This is a genomic window from Streptomyces sp. NPDC001852 (genome assembly GCF_042891825.1).
Taxonomy (GTDB): Bacteria; Actinomycetota; Actinomycetes; order Streptomycetales; family Streptomycetaceae; genus Streptomyces.
The window spans coordinates 1-20,209 of the sequence record NZ_JBIATN010000003.1; the positions used below are offsets into that span (position 1 = coordinate 1).

20 protein-coding genes are annotated in these 20,209 nt (G+C 70.9%); 6 read left to right on the forward strand and 14 right to left on the reverse strand.

The annotated features are described in order from the left end of the window. Positions 1–88: 88 nt before the first annotated feature. Positions 89–649: an acyl-CoA thioesterase gene (locus tag ACFYZB_RS05310; protein ID WP_388754592.1), complete on the reverse strand. Its 561-nt coding sequence runs from the start codon at positions 647–649 to the stop codon at positions 89–91. A 119-nt stretch (positions 650–768) separates the two neighbouring features. Here ACFYZB_RS05310 and ACFYZB_RS05315 point away from each other — a divergent pair, with 119 nt between their 5' ends. After that, positions 769–2,091: an LCP family protein gene (locus tag ACFYZB_RS05315; RefSeq protein WP_388754595.1), complete on the forward strand. Its 1,323-nt coding sequence runs from the start codon at positions 769–771 to the stop codon at positions 2,089–2,091. Positions 2,092–2,146: 55 nt separating this feature from the next. Here ACFYZB_RS05315 and ACFYZB_RS05320 read toward each other — a convergent pair whose 3' ends face one another. Together ACFYZB_RS05320 and ACFYZB_RS05325 are read right to left on the reverse strand one after the other, a co-directional pair. Further along, the gene (locus ACFYZB_RS05320) at positions 2,147–2,509 is read right to left on the reverse strand and encodes a four-helix bundle copper-binding protein (RefSeq protein ID WP_388754598.1); all 363 of its coding nucleotides are present in this window, start codon (positions 2,507–2,509) and stop codon (positions 2,147–2,149) included. Positions 2,510–2,669: 160 nt separating this feature from the next. Further along, positions 2,670–3,827: an acyl-CoA dehydrogenase family protein gene (locus ACFYZB_RS05325; RefSeq protein ID WP_351205832.1), complete on the reverse strand. Its 1,158-nt coding sequence runs from the start codon at positions 3,825–3,827 to the stop codon at positions 2,670–2,672. A 179-nt stretch (positions 3,828–4,006) separates the two neighbouring features. Between ACFYZB_RS05325 and ACFYZB_RS05330 the strand changes: the two genes are divergently transcribed. Beyond that, positions 4,007–5,350, forward strand: a complete 1,344-nt coding sequence (locus tag ACFYZB_RS05330; RefSeq protein WP_388754602.1) for a UDP-glucose dehydrogenase family protein — start codon at positions 4,007–4,009, stop codon at positions 5,348–5,350. A 108-nt stretch (positions 5,351–5,458) separates the two neighbouring features. On the opposite strand, the gene ACFYZB_RS05335 is transcribed toward ACFYZB_RS05330, so the two are convergent. After that, a complete protein-coding gene (locus ACFYZB_RS05335) occupies positions 5,459–5,968 on the reverse strand; it encodes a CGNR zinc finger domain-containing protein (RefSeq protein ID WP_388754604.1) in 510 nt (169 codons plus the stop codon). Positions 5,969–6,075: 107 nt separating this feature from the next. Here ACFYZB_RS05335 and ACFYZB_RS05340 point away from each other — a divergent pair, with 107 nt between their 5' ends. Together ACFYZB_RS05340 and ACFYZB_RS05345 are read left to right on the forward strand one after the other, a co-directional pair. Next, positions 6,076–6,447 carry a VOC family protein gene (locus ACFYZB_RS05340; protein WP_351205838.1) on the forward strand — a complete coding sequence of 124 codons (372 nt, stop codon included), beginning with the start codon at positions 6,076–6,078 and terminating at the stop codon, positions 6,445–6,447. Positions 6,448–6,487: 40 nt separating this feature from the next. Then, positions 6,488–6,880 carry a VOC family protein gene (locus tag ACFYZB_RS05345; RefSeq protein ID WP_388754607.1) on the forward strand — a complete coding sequence of 131 codons (393 nt, stop codon included), beginning with the start codon at positions 6,488–6,490 and terminating at the stop codon, positions 6,878–6,880. Positions 6,881–6,890: 10 nt separating this feature from the next. Here the strand turns inward: ACFYZB_RS05345 and ACFYZB_RS05350 are convergent, their stop codons facing one another. The 4 genes from ACFYZB_RS05350 to ACFYZB_RS05365 form a co-directional block, all read right to left on the reverse strand. Then, positions 6,891–7,985, reverse strand: a complete 1,095-nt coding sequence (locus ACFYZB_RS05350; RefSeq protein ID WP_388754609.1) for a dipeptidase — start codon at positions 7,983–7,985, stop codon at positions 6,891–6,893. A 329-nt stretch (positions 7,986–8,314) separates the two neighbouring features. Beyond that, positions 8,315–9,493 carry a dipeptidase gene (locus ACFYZB_RS05355; protein WP_388754611.1) on the reverse strand — a complete coding sequence of 393 codons (1,179 nt, stop codon included), beginning with the start codon at positions 9,491–9,493 and terminating at the stop codon, positions 8,315–8,317. 6 nt (positions 9,494–9,499) lie between these two features. Then, positions 9,500–10,021, reverse strand: coding sequence for a 5-(carboxyamino)imidazole ribonucleotide mutase (gene purE, locus ACFYZB_RS05360; RefSeq protein ID WP_079048792.1), 522 nt, complete (start codon positions 10,019–10,021; stop codon positions 9,500–9,502). Beyond that, positions 10,018–11,157 carry a 5-(carboxyamino)imidazole ribonucleotide synthase gene (locus tag ACFYZB_RS05365; protein ID WP_388754614.1) on the reverse strand — a complete coding sequence of 380 codons (1,140 nt, stop codon included), beginning with the start codon at positions 11,155–11,157 and terminating at the stop codon, positions 10,018–10,020. Before ACFYZB_RS05365 ends, purE begins: the two co-directional genes overlap by 4 nt. A 182-nt stretch (positions 11,158–11,339) precedes the next feature. Here ACFYZB_RS05365 and ACFYZB_RS05370 point away from each other — a divergent pair, with 182 nt between their 5' ends. After that, positions 11,340–11,840 carry a GtrA family protein gene (locus tag ACFYZB_RS05370; protein WP_351205849.1) on the forward strand — a complete coding sequence of 167 codons (501 nt, stop codon included), beginning with the start codon at positions 11,340–11,342 and terminating at the stop codon, positions 11,838–11,840. 6 nt (positions 11,841–11,846) lie between these two features. Here the strand turns inward: ACFYZB_RS05370 and ACFYZB_RS05375 are convergent, their stop codons facing one another. Next, positions 11,847–13,118, reverse strand: coding sequence for an ATP-binding protein (locus ACFYZB_RS05375; RefSeq protein ID WP_388754617.1), 1,272 nt, complete (start codon positions 13,116–13,118; stop codon positions 11,847–11,849). Between the two features lie 55 nt (positions 13,119–13,173). Next, the gene (locus ACFYZB_RS05380) at positions 13,174–13,851 is read right to left on the reverse strand and encodes a response regulator transcription factor (RefSeq protein WP_020940464.1); all 678 of its coding nucleotides are present in this window, start codon (positions 13,849–13,851) and stop codon (positions 13,174–13,176) included. A gap of 507 nt (positions 13,852–14,358) precedes the next feature. On the opposite strand from ACFYZB_RS05380, the gene ACFYZB_RS05385 reads away from it, so the two are divergent. Further along, a complete protein-coding gene (locus tag ACFYZB_RS05385) occupies positions 14,359–15,864 on the forward strand; it encodes a peptide MFS transporter (protein ID WP_388754619.1) in 1,506 nt (501 codons plus the stop codon). Between the two features lie 65 nt (positions 15,865–15,929). On the opposite strand, the gene ACFYZB_RS05390 is transcribed toward ACFYZB_RS05385, so the two are convergent. From ACFYZB_RS05390 to ACFYZB_RS05405, 4 genes are all read right to left on the reverse strand, one after another. Further along, positions 15,930–17,210 (reverse strand): hypothetical protein, encoded by a 1,281-nt coding sequence (locus tag ACFYZB_RS05390; protein ID WP_388754621.1) that lies wholly within the window; start codon positions 17,208–17,210, stop codon positions 15,930–15,932. Beyond that, positions 17,207–18,295, reverse strand: coding sequence for a hypothetical protein (locus ACFYZB_RS05395; protein WP_388754623.1), 1,089 nt, complete (start codon positions 18,293–18,295; stop codon positions 17,207–17,209). The genes ACFYZB_RS05390 and ACFYZB_RS05395 overlap by 4 nt, the downstream gene beginning before the upstream one ends. Next, complete coding sequence (locus ACFYZB_RS05400; RefSeq protein ID WP_388754625.1) at positions 18,292–19,296, reverse strand: hypothetical protein; 1,005 nt, start codon at positions 19,294–19,296, stop codon at positions 18,292–18,294. Before ACFYZB_RS05400 ends, ACFYZB_RS05395 begins: the two co-directional genes overlap by 4 nt. Positions 19,297–19,413: 117 nt before the next feature. Beyond that, positions 19,414–20,097 (reverse strand): LPXTG cell wall anchor domain-containing protein, encoded by a 684-nt coding sequence (locus tag ACFYZB_RS05405; protein ID WP_388754627.1) that lies wholly within the window; start codon positions 20,095–20,097, stop codon positions 19,414–19,416. Positions 20,098–20,209: the final 112 nt, after the last annotated feature.

Below are 20,209 nucleotides of genomic sequence, written 5' to 3' on the forward strand. Positions count from 1 at the left end.
CTCGTACTGGACGTACTTGGGTCTGGGGCCGGTGCGGCGAGAGTGCGTGCATGGCGTCGCGCGGCAGACGGGAATTGTCAGACAGGCCCTAGTCCTCGAAGCCTTCGGCCGCCCTCTTCTCCCGCAGCTCGCGAATGGCCCGGCGGCGCGCCAAGCGGTGGGTACGGCGGATCTGGGCCTCCTGACAGCGGCGCCTGTCGCGCTCGGTCTCCGGTATCACCGGCGGCACCCGGCGCGGCTTGCCGTCGGCGTCGACGGCGGCGAAGACCAGGTAGGCCGAGCCGACCTGGGTGGGCGGGGCCGACTCGTTCCAGCGCTCGGCGAGGACCCGGACGCCGACCTCCATCGAGGTCCGGCCGGTCCAGTTCACCTGTGCCTTCACATGGACCAGGTCACCGACGCGCACCGGCTCCAGGAACGCCATCTCGTCCATCGACGCGGTGACGGCGGGACCGCCGGAGTGCCGGCCCGCCACGGCGCCCGCCGCGTCGTCGACCAGCTTCATGATCACACCGCCGTGCACCGTCCCCAGCAGGTTGGTGTCGTTGTGGGTCATGATGTGGCTGAGGGTGGTGCGCGAGGCGGACGTCGGCTTGCCGGGGATGTCCGGTTCCGTGTCCCGTTCCACGTCCGTGGCCTGGTCTGTCATGCCCTCCACCTTATGCCGAAGTGACATTCGCGGAATTTGTGTCAGCTTCGCAACAGCGCCGCCCTTATTTTCCGACAGCCCTTGTAAGCCTCACACCGACGCCCTGCACACTGGGGCGCATGAATGACTGGCCCGAGGGATGGTCCGACGACAACCGCGGCCCGCGCTACGGACGCGGCAGTGCCGGCGCGCAGCCGGAGAACGCCCGCGTGATGCGTCAGGTGCGGCGCGGCCCGGCGGTACCGCCCGGGCAGCGCTCCTACGGCGACCCCGGCCCGGCGGCGCCGCCGTACGGGGCCGGAGTCCCGCAGCAGCCGTCGTACGTCGACGGCCAGGGATACGACGACGGCGCCGGTTACGACAGCGGCTACAACACCGGGCAGGTGTACGGCGGCGGGCGGGGCGGCGGCGGCTTCGTGCCCAACGACAACGACCCGGACCCGGAGCTCGACCGCTACCGGCCGCGCCCGAACTGGCGGCGCCGGCTGAAGTGGACCGCGCTCACCCTGGTGACCGTGCTGGTCGTCACGTCCGTCGCGACATACTTCTGGGCCGACTCCAAGCTGCGCCGCGAGGTCGACCTGTCCAAGGTCATCGACCGGCCGGCGTCGGGCTCCGGCACCAACTACCTGATCGTCGGCTCGGACAGCCGCGAGGGCATGTCCAAGGCGGACGAGCAGAAGCTGCACACCGGCTCCGCCCAGGGCAAGCGCACCGACTCGATGATGATCCTGCACGTCGGCGACAACGGCGACACGCTGATCTCGCTGCCGCGCGACTCGAACGTGACGATCCCCTCGTTCCAGGGCTCCACGTCCGGCAAGATCCGCCCCGCCATGGGCCAGAACAAGCTGAACGCGGCGTACGCCTACGACGGTCCGACGCTGCTGGTGCGCACGATCGAGTACAACACCGGTCTGCACATCGACCACTACGTGGAGATCGGCTTCGAGGGCTTCGCCAAGATCGTGGACGCGGTCGGCGGTGTCACCATCAACATCGACAAGGGCTTCAAGGACTCCTACTCCGGCGCCGACTTCAAGGCGGGCACGCAGACGCTGAACGGCGCGCAGGCCCTCGCCTTCGTCCGCACCCGGCACGCCTTCGCGGCCTCCGACCTGCAGCGCACCAAGAACCAGCAGAAGTTCCTGTCGGCGCTGGCCCACCAGGTGGCCACTCCGTCCACGGTCCTCAACCCGTTCAAGTTCTACCCGACCATGGGCGCGGGCCTGGACTCCCTGATCGTCGACAAGGACATGTCCCTGTGGGACCTGGCCTCGATGTTCTGGGCGATGAAGGGCGTCCAGGGCGGTGACGGCACGTCCATGAACATGCCGATATCGGGTTCCGTCGGCGGCAACCTCGTCTGGGACAAGGCGAAGGTGAAGACGCTGGTGAACGAACTGAACAACGACCAGAAGGTCACCGTCTCCGGCAACTAGGGAAACCAGGTCGAGGGCACCCGCGCGGGTGCCCTCGACCTGGTTCGGGCGGACCTCACATCTTGGCGCCCGCCATGGCGCGGCACATCTCCGCCGCGCGGCGACACGCCTCCGCACAGCGCATCATCTGCGGGTCGTCCGGCATCGCCATACACGCCTCGGCACACATCTCGCACGCCTTGGCACACATCGAGCACATGTCGCCCGACATGGGCGAGCGGCGCATCATCATGTCGGCGCACATACGCGTCGTCTCGGAGCAGTCCATGAGCGCGCGCATGACCTGCATCTGGGCCTGACCGCCCATCTGCATGCAGGAGCTCATGGTCTCCTCGCACATGGTGTGCGCGGCCATGCAGGCGTTCACGCAGTCCTGCATCTGCTGGGTCATGGGCGTCATCGTTCCGGGCTGCGTCATGGCTCCTCCTCGGAGACGGGGACCCGGGACGGGTCCCGTGTTCTTCCGTCCTACGTCCCCGCGGCCCTCCCCGCATGTGACCGACCGGTCGGCAGGTGTGCCCGGACAGCAGAAAGGCGCCCCGGAGGGCGCCTTCCCGAAGAGCCGAAGGCCCTTGTCCCTACGGCAGGTTGCGGGCCATCACGATCCGCTGGACCTGGTTGGTGCCCTCATAAATCTGCGTGATCTTGGCGTCGCGCATCATGCGCTCCACCGGGTAGTCGCGGGTGTAGCCGTAGCCGCCGAGGAGCTGGACGGCGTCCGTGGTGACCTCCATCGCCACGTCCGAGGCGAAGCACTTGGCGGCGGCACCCAGGTAGGTGAGGTCGGCGTCGCCGCGCTCGGAGGCCGCGGCGGCCTGGTAGGTGAGGGCGCGGGCCGCCGAGATCTTCATCGACATGTCGGCGAGCATGAACTGGATGCCCTGGAAGTCGGCGATCGCCTTGCCGAACTGCTTGCGCTCCTGGACATAGCCCTTGGCGTAGTCGAAGGCGCCCTGCGCGACACCGAGGGCCTGGGCGGCGATGGTGATGCGGGTGTGGTCCAGGGTCTTCATGGCCGTCATGAAGCCCGTGCCCTCCTCGCCGATCATGCGGTCGGCGGGGATGCGGACGTTGTCGAAGTAGACCTCGCGGGTCGGGGAGCCCTTGATGCCGAGCTTCTTCTCCGGGGCGCCGAAGGAGACGCCCTCGTCCGACTTCTCGACGACGAAGGCCGAGATGCCCTTGGAGCGCTTGGCGGGGTCGGTCACGGCCATGACCGTGTAGTACTCGCTCACGCCGGCGTTGGTGATCCAGCGCTTCACGCCGTTGAGGATCCAGTGGTCGCCGTCGCGGACCGCCTTGGTCTTCATGCCGGCCGCGTCCGAGCCCGCCTCCGGCTCGGAGAGGCAGTACGAGAACATCGCGTCGCCCTTGGCGAGCGGGGTCAGGTACTTCTTCTTCAGCTCCTCGCCGCCGGAGAGGATCACCGGGAGCGAGCCGAGCTTGTTCACCGCGGGGATGAGGGAGGAGGAGACGCAGGCGCGGGCGACCTCCTCGATCACGATCACCGTGGCGAGCGCGTCGGCGCCGGCGCCGCCGTACTCCTCGGGGACGTGCACCGCGTGCAGGTCGTTGGCGACGAGGGCGTCGAGGGCCTCCTGCGGGAAGCGGGCCTCCTCGTCCACCGCCGCGGCGTGCGGCGCGATCTTCGCCTCGACCAGGGAGCGGACGGCATCGCGGAGCATGTCGTGCTCCTCGGACGGGCGGTACAGGTCGAAGTCAGCCGATCCGGCCACGGTCTCTCACGCTCCAAAGACGCAGTGATACTGACGCTAATTACCGTTAAGTAACTCAAATTTTAGAGGGCTGCCCGTGGGACGCCTACGTGAGGTACACGACAGCGGGGAAATTGCCCGGTGGACCGCCCGGCTATGCTCGGGCACCGCATCACGAGTCCCCGAGCTGGAGCGCACCCATGAGCCTGAAGATCACCGTGATCGGCACCGGCTATCTCGGCGCCACGCACGCCGCGGCCATGGCCGAGCTCGGCTTCGAGGTGCTGGGGCTCGATGTCGTACCCGAGAAGATCGCCATGCTGGAGCGCGGCGAGACCCCCATGTACGAGCCGGGGCTGGAGGAGCTGCTGCGCAGGCACGTGGCGGGCTTCGAGGGCTCCACCGGTCGGCTCCGGTTCACCACCGACTGGGCCGAGGTCGGCGCCTTCGGCGATGTGCACTTCGTGTGCGTCAACACCCCGCAGCGCCATGGGGAGTACGCGGCCGACATGTCGTACGTCGACTCCGCCATCTCCTCGCTCGCCCCGCATCTGCACGGTCCGGCCCTGGTCGTCGGCAAGTCGACCGTGCCGGTGGGCTCGGCCGACCGGCTGGCCGGCTACCTCGCCGAGCACGCCCCGGCGGGCGGGGACGCGGAGCTGGCCTGGAACCCGGAGTTCCTGCGCGAGGGCTTCGCCGTCCAGGACACCCTGCACCCGGACCGGATCGTGGCGGGTGTGCGCAGCGAGCGGGCCGAGAAGCTGCTGCGGGAGGTGTACGCGACCCCGATCGGCGAGGGCACGCCGTTCGTGGCGACCGACTTCCCGACCGCGGAACTGGTGAAGACGGCCGCGAACTCCTTCCTCGCCACCAAGATCTCCTTCATCAACGCGATGGCGGAGGTGTGCGAGGCCGCGGGCGGTGACGTGGCGAAGCTGGCGGAGGCCATCGGGCACGACGACCGGATCGGGGCGAAGTTCCTGCGCGCCGGGATCGGCTTCGGCGGCGGCTGTCTGCCGAAGGACATCCGCGCGTTCATGGCGCGGGCCGGCGAACTGGGCGCGGACCAGGCGCTGACGTTCCTGCGCGAGATCGACTCCATCAACATGCGCCGGCGCGGTCAGATGGTCGAGATGACCCGGGAGGCGCTCGGCGGCGGTTCCTTCCTCGGCAAGCGGGTCGCGGTGCTCGGCGCCACGTTCAAGCCCGACTCCGACGACGTCCGCGACTCGCCCGCGCTGAACGTGGCGGGCCAGATCCATCTGCAGGGCGGTCAGGTCACCGTGTACGACCCGAAGGGCATGGACAACGCCCGCAAGGTCTTCCCCACCCTGGGCTATGCCGGCTCCGCGCTGGAGGCGGCGCGGTCCGCCGACGTCGTCCTGCACCTCACCGAGTGGCGGGAGTTCCGCGAGCTGGACCCGGCGGCGCTCGGCGAGGTCGCGGCGGCACGGGTGATCCTGGACGGCCGCAACACGCTCGACCCGGAGCTGTGGCGGCGGGCGGGCTGGACGTACCGGGCGATGGGCCGGCCCACCGCATAACCCACGGGACAGGTGACGCCGGTTCGGCCGAGGCTCAGTCGGCCGAACCGGCGTCTTTCGGTATTCTGCACCACCGGACACATACGTGGCCGATGAACTCCCTGTGTGTTACCCCTCTTTGGCCCGGTAGCGGCGCATCTTCGCCCTCGCCCCGCACACCTGCATCGAGCACCAGCGACCGCGTCCGGCCGGGCTGCGGTCGTAGTACGCCCAGTGGCAGTCGGGGGCCTCGCAGGCCTTCAGGCGCATCCAGGTGCCGTCCGCCAGGCCCTCGGCGACGGCGGCGGCGACACGGGAGAGCAGCGGGGCGTCCGGGGCGGGGACGAAGGTCGCGGAGCCGTCGCGCTCGTCCACGGCGACGTACAGCGGCGCGCGGGACAGCAGTTCGCCGAGCGGGGTCACCTCGCGGTGCGGCGGATGCCCGGCGTGCGCGAGCAGCGCGGCCCGCAGCGACTCCCGCAGCTCCCGCGCCTCCTCCACCGCGTCCTCGGCGATCCCGAAGTGCCCCCGGCCCTCCGCCGAGTCCAGCATGTCGGCGCCGGTCTCGATGTCCAGGAGCGTGTTGACCAGGGACTCGACCAGCGCCAGGGATCCGGGAGCGGCCGGTCTCTCATTCATGCTTGCAACGTTACCCCCAATGCGGGAGCATGCAGTAACCGTTACCGGTTGCCCGCCTCTATGGGTAACGCCAGGGGTAACGCCGTCTGTGACACAAGGAGGTAGTCATGGCTCTCGCCAAGCTCGGTGTCGTGGTGCTGGACTGTCCCGATCCCCGTGCGCTGGCCGGCTTCTACGCCGCGGTGCTGGGCGGGACGGTGGAGGCGAACTCCGACGACAGCGGCGAGTGGGTGGACCTGAAGGTGCCCGGGGGGCCGGCGCTGGCCTTCCAGGAGGCGCCGGAGTACGTGCCGCCGAAGTGGCCCGCGCCGGACGCCTCGCAGCAGTTCCATCTGGACCTGGTGGTGGAGGACCTGGACGCGGCGGAGAAGGGGGTGCTGGAGCTGGGGGCGCGGCCACTGGACGCCGAGGACCGCGAGCGGACCTTCCGTGTGTACGCCGACCCTGCTGGGCACCCGTTCTGCCTGTGCGCCTGCTGAAGCGTCCGTGCGCCTGCCGAGCCGCCCGAAGGAGGACATCATGACGTCCGTCGCCCGTTTCCGTTCCGTCGTGCTGGACTGCCCCGATCCGCATGCGCTGGCCGCCTTCTACGCGGCGGTGGCCGGGGGCACCCCGGATCCCGAGGACGACGACTGGGTCGTGCTGAAGGTGCCGGACGGGCCGCGGCTGGCCTTCCAGCGGGCCGAGGGGTACGCCCCGCCGGAGTGGCCGCGTGCGGACCGCAACGGCCAGCAGTTCCACCTCGACTTCGACGCGGGGAGGACCTGGGCGGAGATCGACGCGGCCCATGAACGGGTGCTGGCGCTGGGCGCGCGGCCACTGGACCTTCAGGACCGGGAGAAGAAGGACTTCCAGGTGTACGCCGACCCGGCCGGGCATCCGTTCTGCCTGTGCCGGATCGATCACCCGTGACCCGGGGGGTCTAGGGGACGTCCAGCTCCCCGATCCTCGCGTTCGATGCTTCCCGGCGGTGCTGTGCGGCCCTCGCCGTGAAGTCCGCGCTGCGCAGCACCCGTTGGACGTTGCCCCAGGTCAGCAGGGCCAGTTCGGCCTCGGACCAGCCGCGCCGGAGCAGTTCGGCGATCAGGTGGGGGTAGCGGGAGGCGTCGGCGAGGTCGCGGGGGTGGGCGGCGCCGGAGTCGTAGGTCCCGGACAGCCCGACGCAGTCCGGGCCGGCCACGTCGCGGACGTGGTCGAGGTGGTCGGCGACGTCCTGGACCGTCGGCCCGGTCTGCTCGGCGGCCAGCGGCACCATGCACAGGCCCTTCGCCTCGCCCAGCGAGGTGAGCAGCTCGTCGGGCAGGTTGGCCGGGTGCGGGCGCAGGGCGCGGGCGGCGGAGCGGGTGCACAGCACCGGGGTCTTGGACAGCGCGAGGGCACGTTCGGCGGTGGCCCGGGTGGCGCCGGTGACATCGGCGAGCACGCCGAGCCGGTTCATCTCGCGCACCACCTCCTCGCCGAACCGGGTCAGCCCCCGCTCCCCCGCCCAGACGGTGCCGTCGAGCGTGAGCACGCGCAGGCCGAGGGCGTGCAGGACGCGCAGGATGCCGAGGGAGTCGTCGAGCGCGGCGGCGTGGGCGGGGCCCAGCACCATGGCGATACGGCCGCAGTGGTGGGCGTCGATGATCTGTCCGGCGGTGCGCACCAGGCGCAGCCCCTCCGGGTGGGCGTCGACCACCGAGCGCGCCTGGTCCAGTTGTTCCAGGGTCGCGGCCGTCGCACGGTCGCCGCCGGGGCCCTCGGGCAGGTGCAGTGACCAGAACAGCGCGCCCACGTGCCCCTCGCGCATCCGGGGTATGTCGGTGTCGAGGGCCGCCTCGCCCAGCTCCAGGTCGTACCAGGGCAGATGGCGCAGGGCCCGGGGCAGTCCGCTGTAGCCGTCGGCGACCGGGTGGGCGGCGAGCAGGGCGTGAGCCTGCCGCAGGGACGTGGGCTCCGCGGGGAAGGGGTCGTCCGGCAGGCCGTCGTCCTCGCCGACCTCGGTCGGCATGGGGATGTCGTCCTCGAGGTCGGCCATGGCGGGCTCCGTACGTCGTCGTTGCCTACGTCGGTCGTGAGCTACGTCGGGCTGGGGCGTCATCGCCACGGTCGCACGGAGGGAACGATGCCTTCCTGGTGAGTGGGGCGTTCGGGGGTACGGCCGGTCGGGCCCCGGGCCGTGCGGATGACCTCGTCCAGGGTCTGAGGGCTTCAGTCGGTGTAGTGGTAGCTCCTCACTCGTCCCCCGTGAGCGCCTGCAACTCGTCCAGGGTCTTGGTGAGGTGCGCGGCACCCGCCCCGTCCCTGGCAACCGCCTCCATGAGCCGCCGGGCGTTCGCCGGGGAACGCAGCCACGAGAGGGGCTGCTCAGCCGTCCAGCGACTCGATGGTGGCGTTGGACGGGGCGCGGGTGGCCTGGAGGTCGCGGGCCACGTCCTCCGCCGCGCCGAGGACCCGTACCGCGTTCTGCCAGGTCAGCTTGGCCAGGTCGGAGGTGGACCAGCCGCGGTCCAGCAGCTCGGCGAGCAGGTTCGGGTAGCCGGAGACGTCGCCGAGGCCGTCCGGGGTGAAGGCGGTGCCGTCGTAGTCGCCGCCGATGCCCAGGTGGTCGATGCCGGCGACCTCGCGCATGTGGTCAAGGTGGTCCGCGACCGTCGACACCGTGGCGACAGGGCGCGGGTTGCGCTCCTCGAAGGCGGCGTGGATCTTCATCGCCTCGGGGCCGGCGTCGAGGTGGTGCAGGCCGTGGGCGCGCATGTTGTCGTCGGCCGCCGCGGTCCAGTCGACGGCCGCCTGGAGCACGAACTTCGGCACGAACGTCACCATGGCCACACCGCCGTTGGCCGGCAGGCGCTCCAGGACGTCGTCGGGGATGTTGCGCGGGTGGTCGCACACGGCCCGCGCGGAGGAGTGCGAGAAGATCACCGGCGCGGACGTGGTGTCCAGCGCGGCCCGCATGGTCGTGGGGGCCACGTGGGAGAGGTCGACCAGCATGCCCAGGCGGTTCATCTCGCGGACCACCTCGCGGCCGAACGCGGACAGGCCGCCGACCCTGGGCTCGTCCGTGGCGGAGTCCGCCCAGTCGTTGTTGTCGTTGTGGGTGAGCGTCATGTAGCGCACCCCCAGCTCGTACAGGCCGCGCAGGGTGCCGAGGGAGTTGTCGATCGAGTGACCGCCCTCCGCGCCCATGAGGGAGGCGATACGGCCCTCCGCGCGCGCCGCCTCCATGTCGGCGGCGGTCAGCGCGGCCCGCAGATCGCCGGGGTTCCGGGCGATGAGCTGGCGTACGCAGTCGATCTGTTCGAGGGTCGCCGGCACCGCCCCGGGCAGGTCCGAGCGCACATAGACCGACCAGTACTGCGCCCCGACCCCGCCCGCGCGCAGCCGCGGGATGTCGGTGTGCAGATGGGCGTCCTGCCGTACGGCGATGTCGCGGGCGGCGAGGTCGTAGCGGACCTGTTGGCGCAGCGCCCACGGCAGGTCGTTGTGGCCGTCGACGACCGGGAACTCGCGCAGCAGGGACCGTGCTTCGTCCAGTGAGGTCATTGCCTGTTACTTCCCGAAGCCGAAGCCGCTCGACCCCTCGACCTTGGAGCGCAGCCGCTTGCCCTTCTCGGTGGCCTGGTCGTTCAGGTCCTGCTGGAAGTCGCGCATCTTGTGCAGCAGGTCCTCGTCGTGCGCGGCGAGGATGCGGGCCGCGAGGAGACCGGCGTTGCGGGCACCGGCGACGGAGACCGTGGCGACGGGCACGCCGGCCGGCATCTGCACGATGGACAGCAGCGAGTCCATGCCGTCGAGGTACTTCAGCGGCACCGGTACGCCGATGACCGGCAGCGGGGTGACGGAGGCGAGCATGCCGGGCAGGTGGGCGGCGCCGCCCGCGCCGGCGATGATCACCTTCAGGCCGCGGTCGGCGGCCTGCTCGCCGTAGGTGATCATCTCGCGGGGCATGCGGTGCGCGGAGACCACGTCGACCTCGTAGGCGATCTCGAACTCGTCCAGGGCCTTGGCGGCGGCCTCCATGACGGGCCAGTCGGAGTCCGACCCCATGACGATGCCAACAACAGGGCTCATTCGGTGATCGTGCCTCTCAGGTAGCCGGCTGCGTGACGGGCGCGCTCCAGCACGTCGTCCAGGTCGTCGCCGTAGGTGTTGACGTGCCCGACCTTGCGGCCGGGCTTCACGTCCTTGCCGTACATGTGGATCTTGAGCTTGGGGTCGCGGGCCATGCAGTGCAAGTACGCGGAGTACATGTCGGGGTAGTCGCCGCCCAGGACGTTGACCATCACCGTCCACCGGGCACGCGGGCGGGGGTCGCCGAGCGGGAGGTCGAGGACCGCGCGGACGTGGTTGGCGAACTGCGAGGTGATCGCGCCGTCCTGGGTCCAGTGGCCGGAGTTGTGCGGGCGCATCGCCAGCTCGTTGACGAGGATGCGGCCGTCGCGGGTCTGGAACAGCTCGACCGCGAGGTGACCGACGACGCCGAGTTCCTTGGCGATGGTCAGGGCCATCTGCTCGGCCTTGAGCGCCAGGGCCTCGTCGAGGTCGGGGGCCGGGGCTATGACGGTGTCGCACACGCCGCCCACCTGCTGCGACTCCACCACCGGGTAGGCGACGGCCTGGCCGTGCGGGGAGCGTACGACGTTGGCCGCGAGCTCGCGGACGTAGTCGACCTTCTCCTCGGCGAGCACCGGGACGCCCGCCCGGAACGGGTCCATGGCCTCCTCGGCGGACTCCACGACCCACACGCCCTTGCCGTCGTAGCCGCCGCGCACGGTCTTCAGGACGACCGGGAAGCCGTCCCCCTCCGCCGCGAACCGGACCACGTCCTCCGGATCGGTGACGATCCGGTGCCTCGGGCACGGGATGCCGATCAGATCGAGCTTCGCGCGCATCACACCCTTGTCCTGGGCGTGCACCAGCGCGTCGGGCCCCGGACGCACGGGGATGCCGTCCGCCTCCAGGGCCCTGAGGTGCTCGGTGGGTACATGTTCGTGATCGAAGGTGATCACATCGCAACCGCGCGCGAACTCGCGCAGCGTGTCCAGGTCGCGGTAGTCGCCGATGACGACATCGCTCACGACCTGCGCCGCGGAATCCTGAGGGGTGTCACTGAGAAGCTTGAACCTGATGCCCAACGGGATGCCCGCCTCGTGCGTCATACGCGCGAGCTGCCCCCCGCCGACCATGCCGACTACCGGGAACGTCACACCCCTAGCGTATCGGCCACGCCGGGGCGACCGGATCGCGTCCCTCCCGCGATCTCTTACCAGTCACTTTCCGCCCTCTTTCCGATCTGTTTCCCGGTCTTGGTCTTGTGCACGGGCGTCGGCGGGTTCACCCGGATAGCATGGCGTGGCTGACGAAACCTACCGACGGGAGCTGCACAGCCATGGAACCTCGTTCCTCGGGGCTGCAACGGCTCGTACGCGAGGTGGCCAAGTTCGGCACCGTCGGCGTCGCGGGCATCTTTGTGAACCTCGGCGTCTTCAACCTCGTCCGGCACGTCTCCGACCTGCCGGTGGTACGCGCCAGCATCATCGCGACCGTGGTCGCCATCGCCTTCAACTACGTCGGGTTCCGTTACTGGACGTACCGGGACCGCGACAGGGGCGGCCGCACCAAAGAACTCACGCTCTTCCTCTTCTTCAGCGCGATCGGCCTGGTGATCGAGAACGGCGTGCTCTACGCGGCGACCTACGGGTTCGGCTGGGACAGCCCGCTGCAGAGCAACGTCTTCAAGTTCGTCGGCATCGGCGTCGCGACGCTGTTCCGCTTCTGGTCGTACCGCACCTGGGTGTTCCGCGTGCAGCCGTCCAAGGAGGCGGAGTCGATCCTGGTGGCCGAGTCGAAGCTGCCGCACCCGGAGCCGAAGTCGCAGCGGGTTCCGTAACCCGGTTCAGCGCACCGTCGGCCGGTCCTCCTCCGTCTTGCGGGCCGGCGGCGTGCGCGAGAGGAACAGCCCGAACACCGGCGGCTGGGCCTGGAGCAACTCCAGCCGCCCGCCGTCGGCCTCCGCCAGGTCGCGGGCGACGGCCAGACCGATCCCCGTGGAGTTCCGCCCGCTGATCGTCCGCTCGAAGATCCGCGCGCCGAGGTCGGCGGGCACCCCGGGGCCCTCGTCGGTGACCTCGACCACGGCCTGGTTGCCGGTGACCCGGGTGCGCAGGGCGACCGTGCCGCCACCGTGCATCAGCGAGTTCTCGATCAGCGCCGCCAGCACCTGGGCGACCGCCCCCGGCGTGCCGACGGCCTGCAGATGCCGCTTGCCGGAGCTGACGATGGCCCGGCCGGCGCTGCGGTAGGCGGGCCGCCACTCGGCGAGCTGCTGCTGGATGACCTCGTCCAGGTCGAAGGTGACGGCGGAGCCGGTGCGGGGGTCGCGGGAGTTCGTCAGCAGGCGTTCCACCACGTCCGTCAGCCGCTCCACCTGGGTGAGCGCGACGTTCGCCTCTTCCTTCACGATGTCCGGGTCGTCCGTGAGGGTGATCTCCTCGAGCCGCATGGACAGCGCGGTCAGCGGGGTGCGCAGCTGGTGCGAGGCGTCGGCGGCCAGGCGCCGCTCGGCCGTCAGCATGCGCCCGATCCGCTCGGCGGAGGAGTCCAGCACATCGGCGACCCGGTCCAGCTCGGGGACGCCGTACCGCTTGTGCCGCGGGCGCGGGTCGCCGGAGCCGAGCCGCTCGGCGGTCTCCGCGAGGTCGGTCAGCGGGGAGGCGAGCCGGTTGGCCTGCCGTACGGCGAGCAGTACGGCGGCGACCACCGCGAGCAGCGCCACCAGGCCGATGATCAGCAGGGTCCGGCCGACCTCGCGGGTCACCGCGGAGCGCGGCTCCTGCACCGTGACGGTCTCGCCCTCCTCGCCCTGCTGGGTGGCGTGGATGACATCGCCCCGCGGCTTGGTGCCGATCTCTATCGGCGCCTGCCCGGGCATGCGGATGACCGCGTACTGTTCCTTGCTGACCGGGTTGCGCAGCACGTCCGCGTTGACGTTCTCCGCGGCGAGGATCCTGCTGTCCACGATGCTGGCCAGCCGGATCGCCTCGGAGTCCACCCGCTCCTGGGCGCTGTTGCTGATCGTCCGCGACTCGACGATCACCAGGGAGATGCCGAAGACGGCGATCACCACGAGGACGACGGCGAGGGTGGACTGGATGAGACGTCGACGCATGTTCCGTTACCTGAGGTGATCGCTGGGTCCCGGGGAGGGGTCCCCGGGGAGGGGCTCAGCTCTTCTCGAAGCGGAAGCCCACTCCACGCACCGTGGCGATGTAGCGGGGGTTCGCCGCGTCGTCGCCGAGCTTCTTGCGCAGCCAGGAGATGTGCATGTCGAGGGTCTTGGTGGAGGACCACCACGTGGTGTCCCAGACCTCGCGCATCAGCTGGTCGCGCGTGACGACCCGGCCTGCGTCCCGCACCAGCACCCGCAGCAGGTCGAACTCCTTGGCGGTGAGCTGGAGTTCCTCGTCGCCCATCCACGCCCGGTGCGACTCGACGTCGATCCGTACCCCGTGCGTGGCCGGCGGCTGCTGCGGCTCGGCGGCACCGCGCCGCAGCAGGGCCCGTACCCGGGCGAGCAGTTCGGCGAGCCGGAAGGGCTTGGTGACGTAGTCGTCGGCGCCCGCGTCCAGGCCGACGACGGTGTCCACCTCGTCGGCCCGCGCGGTCAGGATGAGGATCGGCACGGTGTGGCCGTCGGCCCGCAGCCGGCGCGCGACCTCCAGGCCGTCCATACCCGGCAGGCCCAGGTCCAGTACGACCAGGTCGACGCCGCCCTGCATTCCGGCGTCGAGCGCGGTGGGGCCGTCCTCGCGCACCTCGACCTCGTAACCTTCCCGGCGCAGGGCACGGGCCAGCGGCTCCGAGATGGACGCGTCGTCCTCGGCGAGCAGTACACGGGTCATGAGGTGATGGTAGACCGCCCGCGTGCGGTGCTGGGGTGTGATCGCTTCCAGGAACTCTTACCTTGTGACGCCACTGGTACGAACCATGGCTCTGGTGATGCGATCGTAGGAGAGACCTTCGATTCCGGTCCTGTGGTTCCTCCGACACCTGTGATCCGCGTCTCAAGTCCTTCCATATCCGGCACTGTCCTGCCTTACAGTGACCTGAACGCCTGTAGTACACCGGGGACCTTTGGCGGGCAGATGACGCTGAAGGTCTCTTTTGTGTGCGGGTTGACCAAGATCACCCTTGGTCGGCCTTGAAAGGAATGACCTCTGGCCGGGCTCCGCAGCGCATCGACGCGCGACGGGGCGTGGATCCCGGTGGTCGCCGTCCACCGCTGCCGAGACCCGGACGCGGACTCCCCTCGGGCGTTGGGGTCGGACGACCGACCGTGCCGGTGCCGGCCGCACCCCCACCGGGCGCGCAACGCTCGAGAAGCGCGTCCCGACCAGCAAGGAACGACCATGGCGTCCAGCCTGACGAAGGACTCGGTCCGCCCGGGCACCCCCGGGTCCGAGAAGACCTTCTTCGGCCACCCCCGCGGCCTGGCCACTCTCTTCATGACCGAGATGTGGGAGCGTTTCTCCTACTACGGCATGAGGGCTCTGCTCCCGCTGTACCTGGTGGCCCCGGGCGGCCTGCACATGAGCGCGGGCACGGCGACCGCGATCTACTCGGTGTACGTGTCGCTCGTGTACCTGCTCGCCCTGCCCGGCGGCTGGTTCGCCGACCGTGTGCTCGGCCCTCGCAAGACGGTCGCCGTCTCGGGTCTGATCATCATGCTGGGCCACCTGTGCCTCGCGCTGCCCGTGGCCGCGAGCTTCTTCGTCGGCCTGGGTCTCGTCGCCATCGGCTCGGGTCTGCTGAAGGCCAACATCTCCACGATGGTCGGCCACCTCTACAAGGGCCCGGACGACGCGCGCCGCGACGGTGGCTTCACCCTCTTCTACATCGGCATCAACCTCGGTGCCTTCGCCGCCCCGCTGGTCATCGGCACCGTCGGTGAGAACGTCAACTGGCACTTCGGCTTCGCGCTGGCCGCGCTCGGCATGGCGCTGGGTCTCGCCCAGTACCTGCTCGGCGGCCGCCACCTGAGCCCGAAGAGCAGCGAGGTCCCCACCCCGCTCACGCCCGCGGAGAAGTCCGCGACCCTGCGCAAGGGCCTGACCTGGCTGGCCATCGCGGCCGTCTTCTACGGCGTCGTCGGCGGCACCGGTCACTACACCCTGAACTGGGCGCTGATCCCGCTCACGATCATCGGCCTGATCGTGCCGATCCTGGTCATCGCCCGCATGCTGCGCGACAAGGACCTGGACTCGGGCGAGAAGTCGAAGGTGCGCGCGTACATCTGGTTCTTCGCCGCCGCCGCCGTCTTCTGGATGATCTACGACCAGGGTGGTTCGACCCTGTCCCTGTTCGCGGACAGCTCGGCCAAGAACTCGATCGCCGGCTGGACGTTCCCGGTCTCCTGGTACCAGTCGGTCAACCCGGTCATGATCATGGCGCTGGCCCCGGTCTTCGCCTGGGCGTGGCTGTGGCTGAACCGCCGCGGCAAGGAGCCGAGCACGATCGTGAAGTTCGCCTCCGGCCTGGTGCTGATCGGTGCGTCCTTCTTCCTCTTCCTCGCCCCGCTGTCGATCGCCGAGGGCGGTCACAAGGCCGCGGCGATGTGGCTGGTCGCGATCTACTTCGTGCAGACCGTCGGTGAGCTGACGCTGTCGCCGGTGGGCCTGTCGGTGACGACGAAGATGGCGCCGAAGAAGTACGCCTCGCAGATGATGGGCGTCTGGTTCCTCGCGGTCACCGCCGGTGACTCGATCACCGCGCTGATGTCGAACCCGGCCGTCGGCGGGGTCAACCTCGACAAGATGGGCTTCGTCGCCCTGGAGGCCGTGCTCGCCGTGCTCGCCGGTGGCGCGGTGTGGATGTACCGCAGGAAGGTCAACCAGCTCATGGGCGACGTTCACTAGTCGTCCGGACGTGGCCGACGGAGGGCCATCACATCCTCGGGATGTGATGGCCCTCCGTGCATGCGTTACCGGCGTGCCCTGCGGCCCGGCATGAACGTGAACACCGCGCCGCCGAGCAGGATCGCCGTGCCCGCCACCAGGCCCAGGGCCTTGAGGGCACCGTGGTCGTCGGCGCCGGTCTGCGCGAGGCCTCCGGAGCCGGTGCTGCCGGTGCTGCCGCCGCTCGTGGAGCCGCCGGAGGTGGACGTGCCTCCGGACGCGCCGCCCGGCTGCCCGCTGGTGTCCAGGGTCAGCGAGACCTGCGTCTTCGTCGGTGTGCACGTCGTGGTCGTACCGAGCGCCTTGACCGTGAGGACGCCCGGGGACAGCGTCGAGGTGCCGCTCGCGCCGGGCTTGTAGGTGCCGGTGAGGTCGGGGATCTCGATCGGGTCGCCGGACTTGATGTCCTTGGCGTTCACCGGCCCCTCCACATGCACCGTGCCCTTGTCGGCGCCGCCCAGCACCACCTCCATGGACGGCTTCACGGAGCCCTTCGGGATGTCGGCGGGGCTGTTCATCACCGACTTCTTGAACTGCACGGTGAGGTCGAAGTTCCCGCCGTTCTTCTTCGCGTCGATCTGCACCGGCGAGGTCGCGTTCTTGTCACCGATCGGGGTCTTGCAGGCGTAGGGGATCTGCACCTCCTTGCCGGTGAAGTCGGTCTGCCCGCTGCCGCCGGACGAGGTCGCCGTGGGACTGGCCGACCGGGTGGGAGTGCCGGACGGCGTCGGTGTCGTCGACTGCGTCGGCGTGCCGGTGCCCCCGCCGCCCCCACCTGTCACCTGGATGGTCGCCGCCTTCTGCACGGTCTCCTTGGGCGTGCACTTGGTGTCCGTCGACATCGCGTTGACGGTGTACGCGTCGGGCGTCAGCGTCACCTCGCCTGCCGTCGTCAGCTTGATGCTGCCCTTCATGTCGGACAGCACCATGGCGGCGCCCTTGGGAATCGCGGGGTTCGTGCGGGTTCCCTGCATCGCGATGTCGGCGACCTGCGCCCCGGCCGCCGTCAGCACGCCGGACGGCTGGACCGAGTTGGCGGGCAGGTCGATGATGTCGGGGTTCTTGGACGCGGCCTGGACGAACTTCCACACGACGTCCACCGTGTCACCGACCTTCGCCGTCGCCGGCGCGTCGATCTCGACCTTCGTGGTGCCGTCGATCGGGCTGATGCCCGCGGGCGGCACGCAGTGGGTGGCGTACGACACCTCGGCCGCCTGCGCGGGGCTCGCGGCGAGGCCCAGCAGGACGCCCGCACCGGTCAGCGCCAGCGCGGCGCCCGCGGCCGTACCTCTCCTTCGGATGCTCACGTCGGTCCTTTCGTGGTGGGAGTCGTGGGACTCGTCGGGCTGTCGGAGTGCGGTGCGGAGAGCCGGCCGGCCGGGTCGCCCGGGACGGAGTCCGGGGCGAACCACGGCAGGGTCGGGTTCGTGGGGGACGGTTCGGTGCCGCGGCCGGCGGCGCGGAGCAGCCGGGGCAGGCGCAGGGTGCGGGTGAGGCGGGCGGCACCCGGGCGGCGCGGCCGTACCCGGTCCACGACGGCCATGCCGATGCGGAACAGCGCGGCGGGCACCACCAGGCCGAGCAGGATCCAGAACAGCGTCACGCCCCAGGGACGGCCCACGCCCCACGGCTGTTCGGCCAGCACCCTGCCGTCGTACTTCAGGGAGACGGTGTAGTCGCCGTGCGCCCCGGCGGACAGCTCGACCGGCAGCCTGACCTCGGCCTTCCCGCCCGGCGCGAGGGTGCCGTGCCACTGCTGGTCGTCCCACTGCGGGGCGAAGACGCCGTGCGCGCTGCCGACCTGGAAGACGGGGTCCTTGATCGCGCCGGTACCGGTGTTGCCGACGGTGAGGACGAGGGTGCGGCTCGGTGGGGCGCCGAACCAGGTCAGCAGCCCGCCGGCACCGGTCAGCCGGACGTCGGACAGGACGGACAGACGGCCGTCGGACGGTGCGGCGGGCAGGGGGGCGACCGGATGCCCGGCGACCTGGAGGACGGCGTCCGCCTCCGCCTCGGCGCCGGTGACCGTGGCCACGTGCACCACGCAGGGGCAGGGCACGGGTGGTTCGGCGACCGGGAGGTTCCGGCTGAAGCTGCCCCGGGCGTCGGTGGTCACGGCCCGGCCGTCGCCGTTCGCGCAGGAGTTGGTGCCGCCGATGACACCTCGGGCCGGTGTGGCCCGCCCACACACGAGCACCATCAGCAACGTGTGCGACCTCCAGCCGCTGCCCCTGACGGTGACGGAACCGCCGGCACCGGCCTGCGTCGCCGACAACGTCACGACCGGCCCGTCCACCGCGCCCGCCGAGCCGGCGAGCGGCACGAGCAGCAGCGCGAGCACCGCCGCCAACGCCGTCGCCGCCGACCGCAGATTCCGTACCCGTACGCTCACTTCACCGCGCCTTCCGTCAATGCACCGCCCGCACACGGGACTTCGGCACCTACGGCGCCCCGCACCCCGCCGGCCGCCGGGACGCCGGCCGCCCGGCCGCCGTCGGACGTACGGCGTCGGCGCCGGCGTACGACGAGCAGCGCGCCCGTCCCCAGCAGCAGCGCGCCGCCCGTGGCCGCCACCGTCGGCCACGGCACGAACCGGGCCGAGGCGGTCGCCGTGTCATGGGCTCCGCCCGGCGCCGTGACCGTCAGCCGTACGTCGACCGCGTCCAGCGCGGGCCGGTCGGGCCAGGGCTCGGTGAGCCGCACACGGGCGCCGGGGCGCAGCCGGACACCGAGGGTGCGCGGCGCACGGTCCAGGACCCGGCCCAGGACGCCCTCGGCGCGCACCGCGAGCCGCGGCACGAGGACGGTCGTACCGCGGTTGACCAGTTCGTACGTGATGCTGTCGGCGTGCACGGCGAGGTGCTCGACGGTCAGCGCGGCGAGCGCCGGGCCACCGACGCGCAGCCGGATCGGGACGGTCGCCGTACGCCCCCGCGTGTCCCGCGCGACGACGGCACCGGAACGGTCGCCGGGCGCGGCCCCGGCCGGCACGGTCACCGTGAAGGGCACCTCGGCCCGGGTCCGGGCCGGCACGCGTATCCCGTTCCCGGCCTTCTGGGCGAAGACCGTGCGCAGGCCGGTTCCGGACAGCCGTACGAGGACCGGCGCCCGCCCGGGATTGGTGACGGCCACCGTGTCCTGCAGGACCGTCCCCGGCGGACCCTCGGCGTAGAAGGACGGGCGACCACCGCCCGCGGGCGCGACGGACCACTGCACGGGCGCCGCTGAGGCACCGGGCGCGGCGGAGGATCCGGGCGCGGCGGAGGCGCCGGCTGCGGCGCCCAGCACGGCGCACAGGCACAGGGCCGCGGGCAGGGCGGCGCGGGCCGGAAGCGATGCGTGGGTCCGGGGCGGGCACCGACGGCGGGTCAGGGCACGGGCGGCGGACGGCATGGGCGGCTCCGGCGGTTGGCCTGGGGTTCGGCGGGGCTCGGCTTCGGCGGCCGGTCTGGCGGTCGGCTGTGGCACGGTCCGACGGCCGGCCCGGGGTTGGGCCGTCGTCGGCGCGGGTCAGCGGCGGGACGGCTGGTTTCGGCGGGTCAGCCAGAGGGCGCCTGCCGCGCCGGTGAGGACCACCGTGCCGCCGAGGGTGCCGAGGGCGACGACGGAGTCCTCCGGGCCGGTCTGGGGGAGCGCTCCGCCGGAGGAGGAGCCGCCGGAGGACGAGGTCGACGACGAACCGCCCGCCGCGGTCACGTCCAGCGTGAGCCCCGGCTTGGGGCTGTTGGTCGGCGTGCACGTCGTCGTCGTGCCGAGTGCCTTGATGATGAGCGTGCCCGGCGTGAAGGTGACCTTGCCGGTCTTCTTCGGCGTATAGGTGCCGGTCAGGTCGCTGATCTTGATCGGGGTGTTGGCGGGGATCGCGGCCGCGTTGGCGGGTCCGCTGACCGGCAGCGTGCCGCTGTCGGCGCCGCCCAGCTCGATGCTCGCGCTCGGCGTCATCGCGCCCTTGCCCAGTTCGACGGGGCTGGAGGACACCCCCTTCTGCCAGGACATGGTGATCTTGTAGCCGCTGCCGCTCCTGACGCCCGTCATGTCGATGGGCGAGACGGCGCTCTTGACGCCGATCGGGGTCTGACAGCGGTAGTCGACGTCGACCACGTCGGCGTGGGCGGCCGGCGCGGACAGCAGCACCGCCGAGCCGGCCAGGGCCGCGGCGGACGCGAGCGCGGCGGTTCGTTTCGGGTACGACACGATCGGTCCACCCCAATCCCTTGCGACGACATTTCCTGACGACGTATCAGATTCGGCCGTCAAGGTACGCCCGGCGTCGCGAGGAGGGAAGACGCATCACACGCCGGAGTTG

Excerpts from the sequence above, each read along its gene's own strand:
- ACFYZB_RS05385 (WP_388754619.1), top strand. The coding sequence starts at position 14,359 with ATGGCGTCCAGCCTGACGAAGGACTCGGTCCGCCCGGGCACCCCCGGG.
- ACFYZB_RS05315 (WP_388754595.1), top strand. The coding sequence starts at position 769 with ATGAATGACTGGCCCGAGGGATGGTCCGACGACAACCGCGGCCCGCGC.
- purE (WP_079048792.1), bottom strand. The coding sequence starts at position 10,021 with ATGAGCCCTGTTGTTGGCATCGTCATGGGGTCGGACTCCGACTGGCCC.
- ACFYZB_RS05345 (WP_388754607.1), top strand. The coding sequence starts at position 6,488 with ATGACGTCCGTCGCCCGTTTCCGTTCCGTCGTGCTGGACTGCCCCGAT.
- ACFYZB_RS05400 (WP_388754625.1), bottom strand. The coding sequence starts at position 19,296 with ATGCCGTCCGCCGCCCGTGCCCTGACCCGCCGTCGGTGCCCGCCCCGG.
- ACFYZB_RS05340 (WP_351205838.1), top strand. The coding sequence starts at position 6,076 with ATGGCTCTCGCCAAGCTCGGTGTCGTGGTGCTGGACTGTCCCGATCCC.
- ACFYZB_RS05375 (WP_388754617.1), bottom strand. The coding sequence starts at position 13,118 with ATGCGTCGACGTCTCATCCAGTCCACCCTCGCCGTCGTCCTCGTGGTG.
- ACFYZB_RS05320 (WP_388754598.1), bottom strand. The coding sequence starts at position 2,509 with ATGACGCAGCCCGGAACGATGACGCCCATGACCCAGCAGATGCAGGAC.
- ACFYZB_RS05380 (WP_020940464.1), bottom strand. The coding sequence starts at position 13,851 with ATGACCCGTGTACTGCTCGCCGAGGACGACGCGTCCATCTCGGAGCCG.
- ACFYZB_RS05370 (WP_351205849.1), top strand. The coding sequence starts at position 11,340 with ATGGAACCTCGTTCCTCGGGGCTGCAACGGCTCGTACGCGAGGTGGCC.
- ACFYZB_RS05335 (WP_388754604.1), bottom strand. The coding sequence starts at position 5,968 with ATGAATGAGAGACCGGCCGCTCCCGGATCCCTGGCGCTGGTCGAGTCC.
- ACFYZB_RS05355 (WP_388754611.1), bottom strand. The coding sequence starts at position 9,493 with ATGACCTCACTGGACGAAGCACGGTCCCTGCTGCGCGAGTTCCCGGTC.
- ACFYZB_RS05330 (WP_388754602.1), top strand. The coding sequence starts at position 4,007 with ATGAGCCTGAAGATCACCGTGATCGGCACCGGCTATCTCGGCGCCACG.
- ACFYZB_RS05350 (WP_388754609.1), bottom strand. The coding sequence starts at position 7,985 with ATGGCCGACCTCGAGGACGACATCCCCATGCCGACCGAGGTCGGCGAG.
- ACFYZB_RS05310 (WP_388754592.1), bottom strand. The coding sequence starts at position 649 with ATGACAGACCAGGCCACGGACGTGGAACGGGACACGGAACCGGACATC.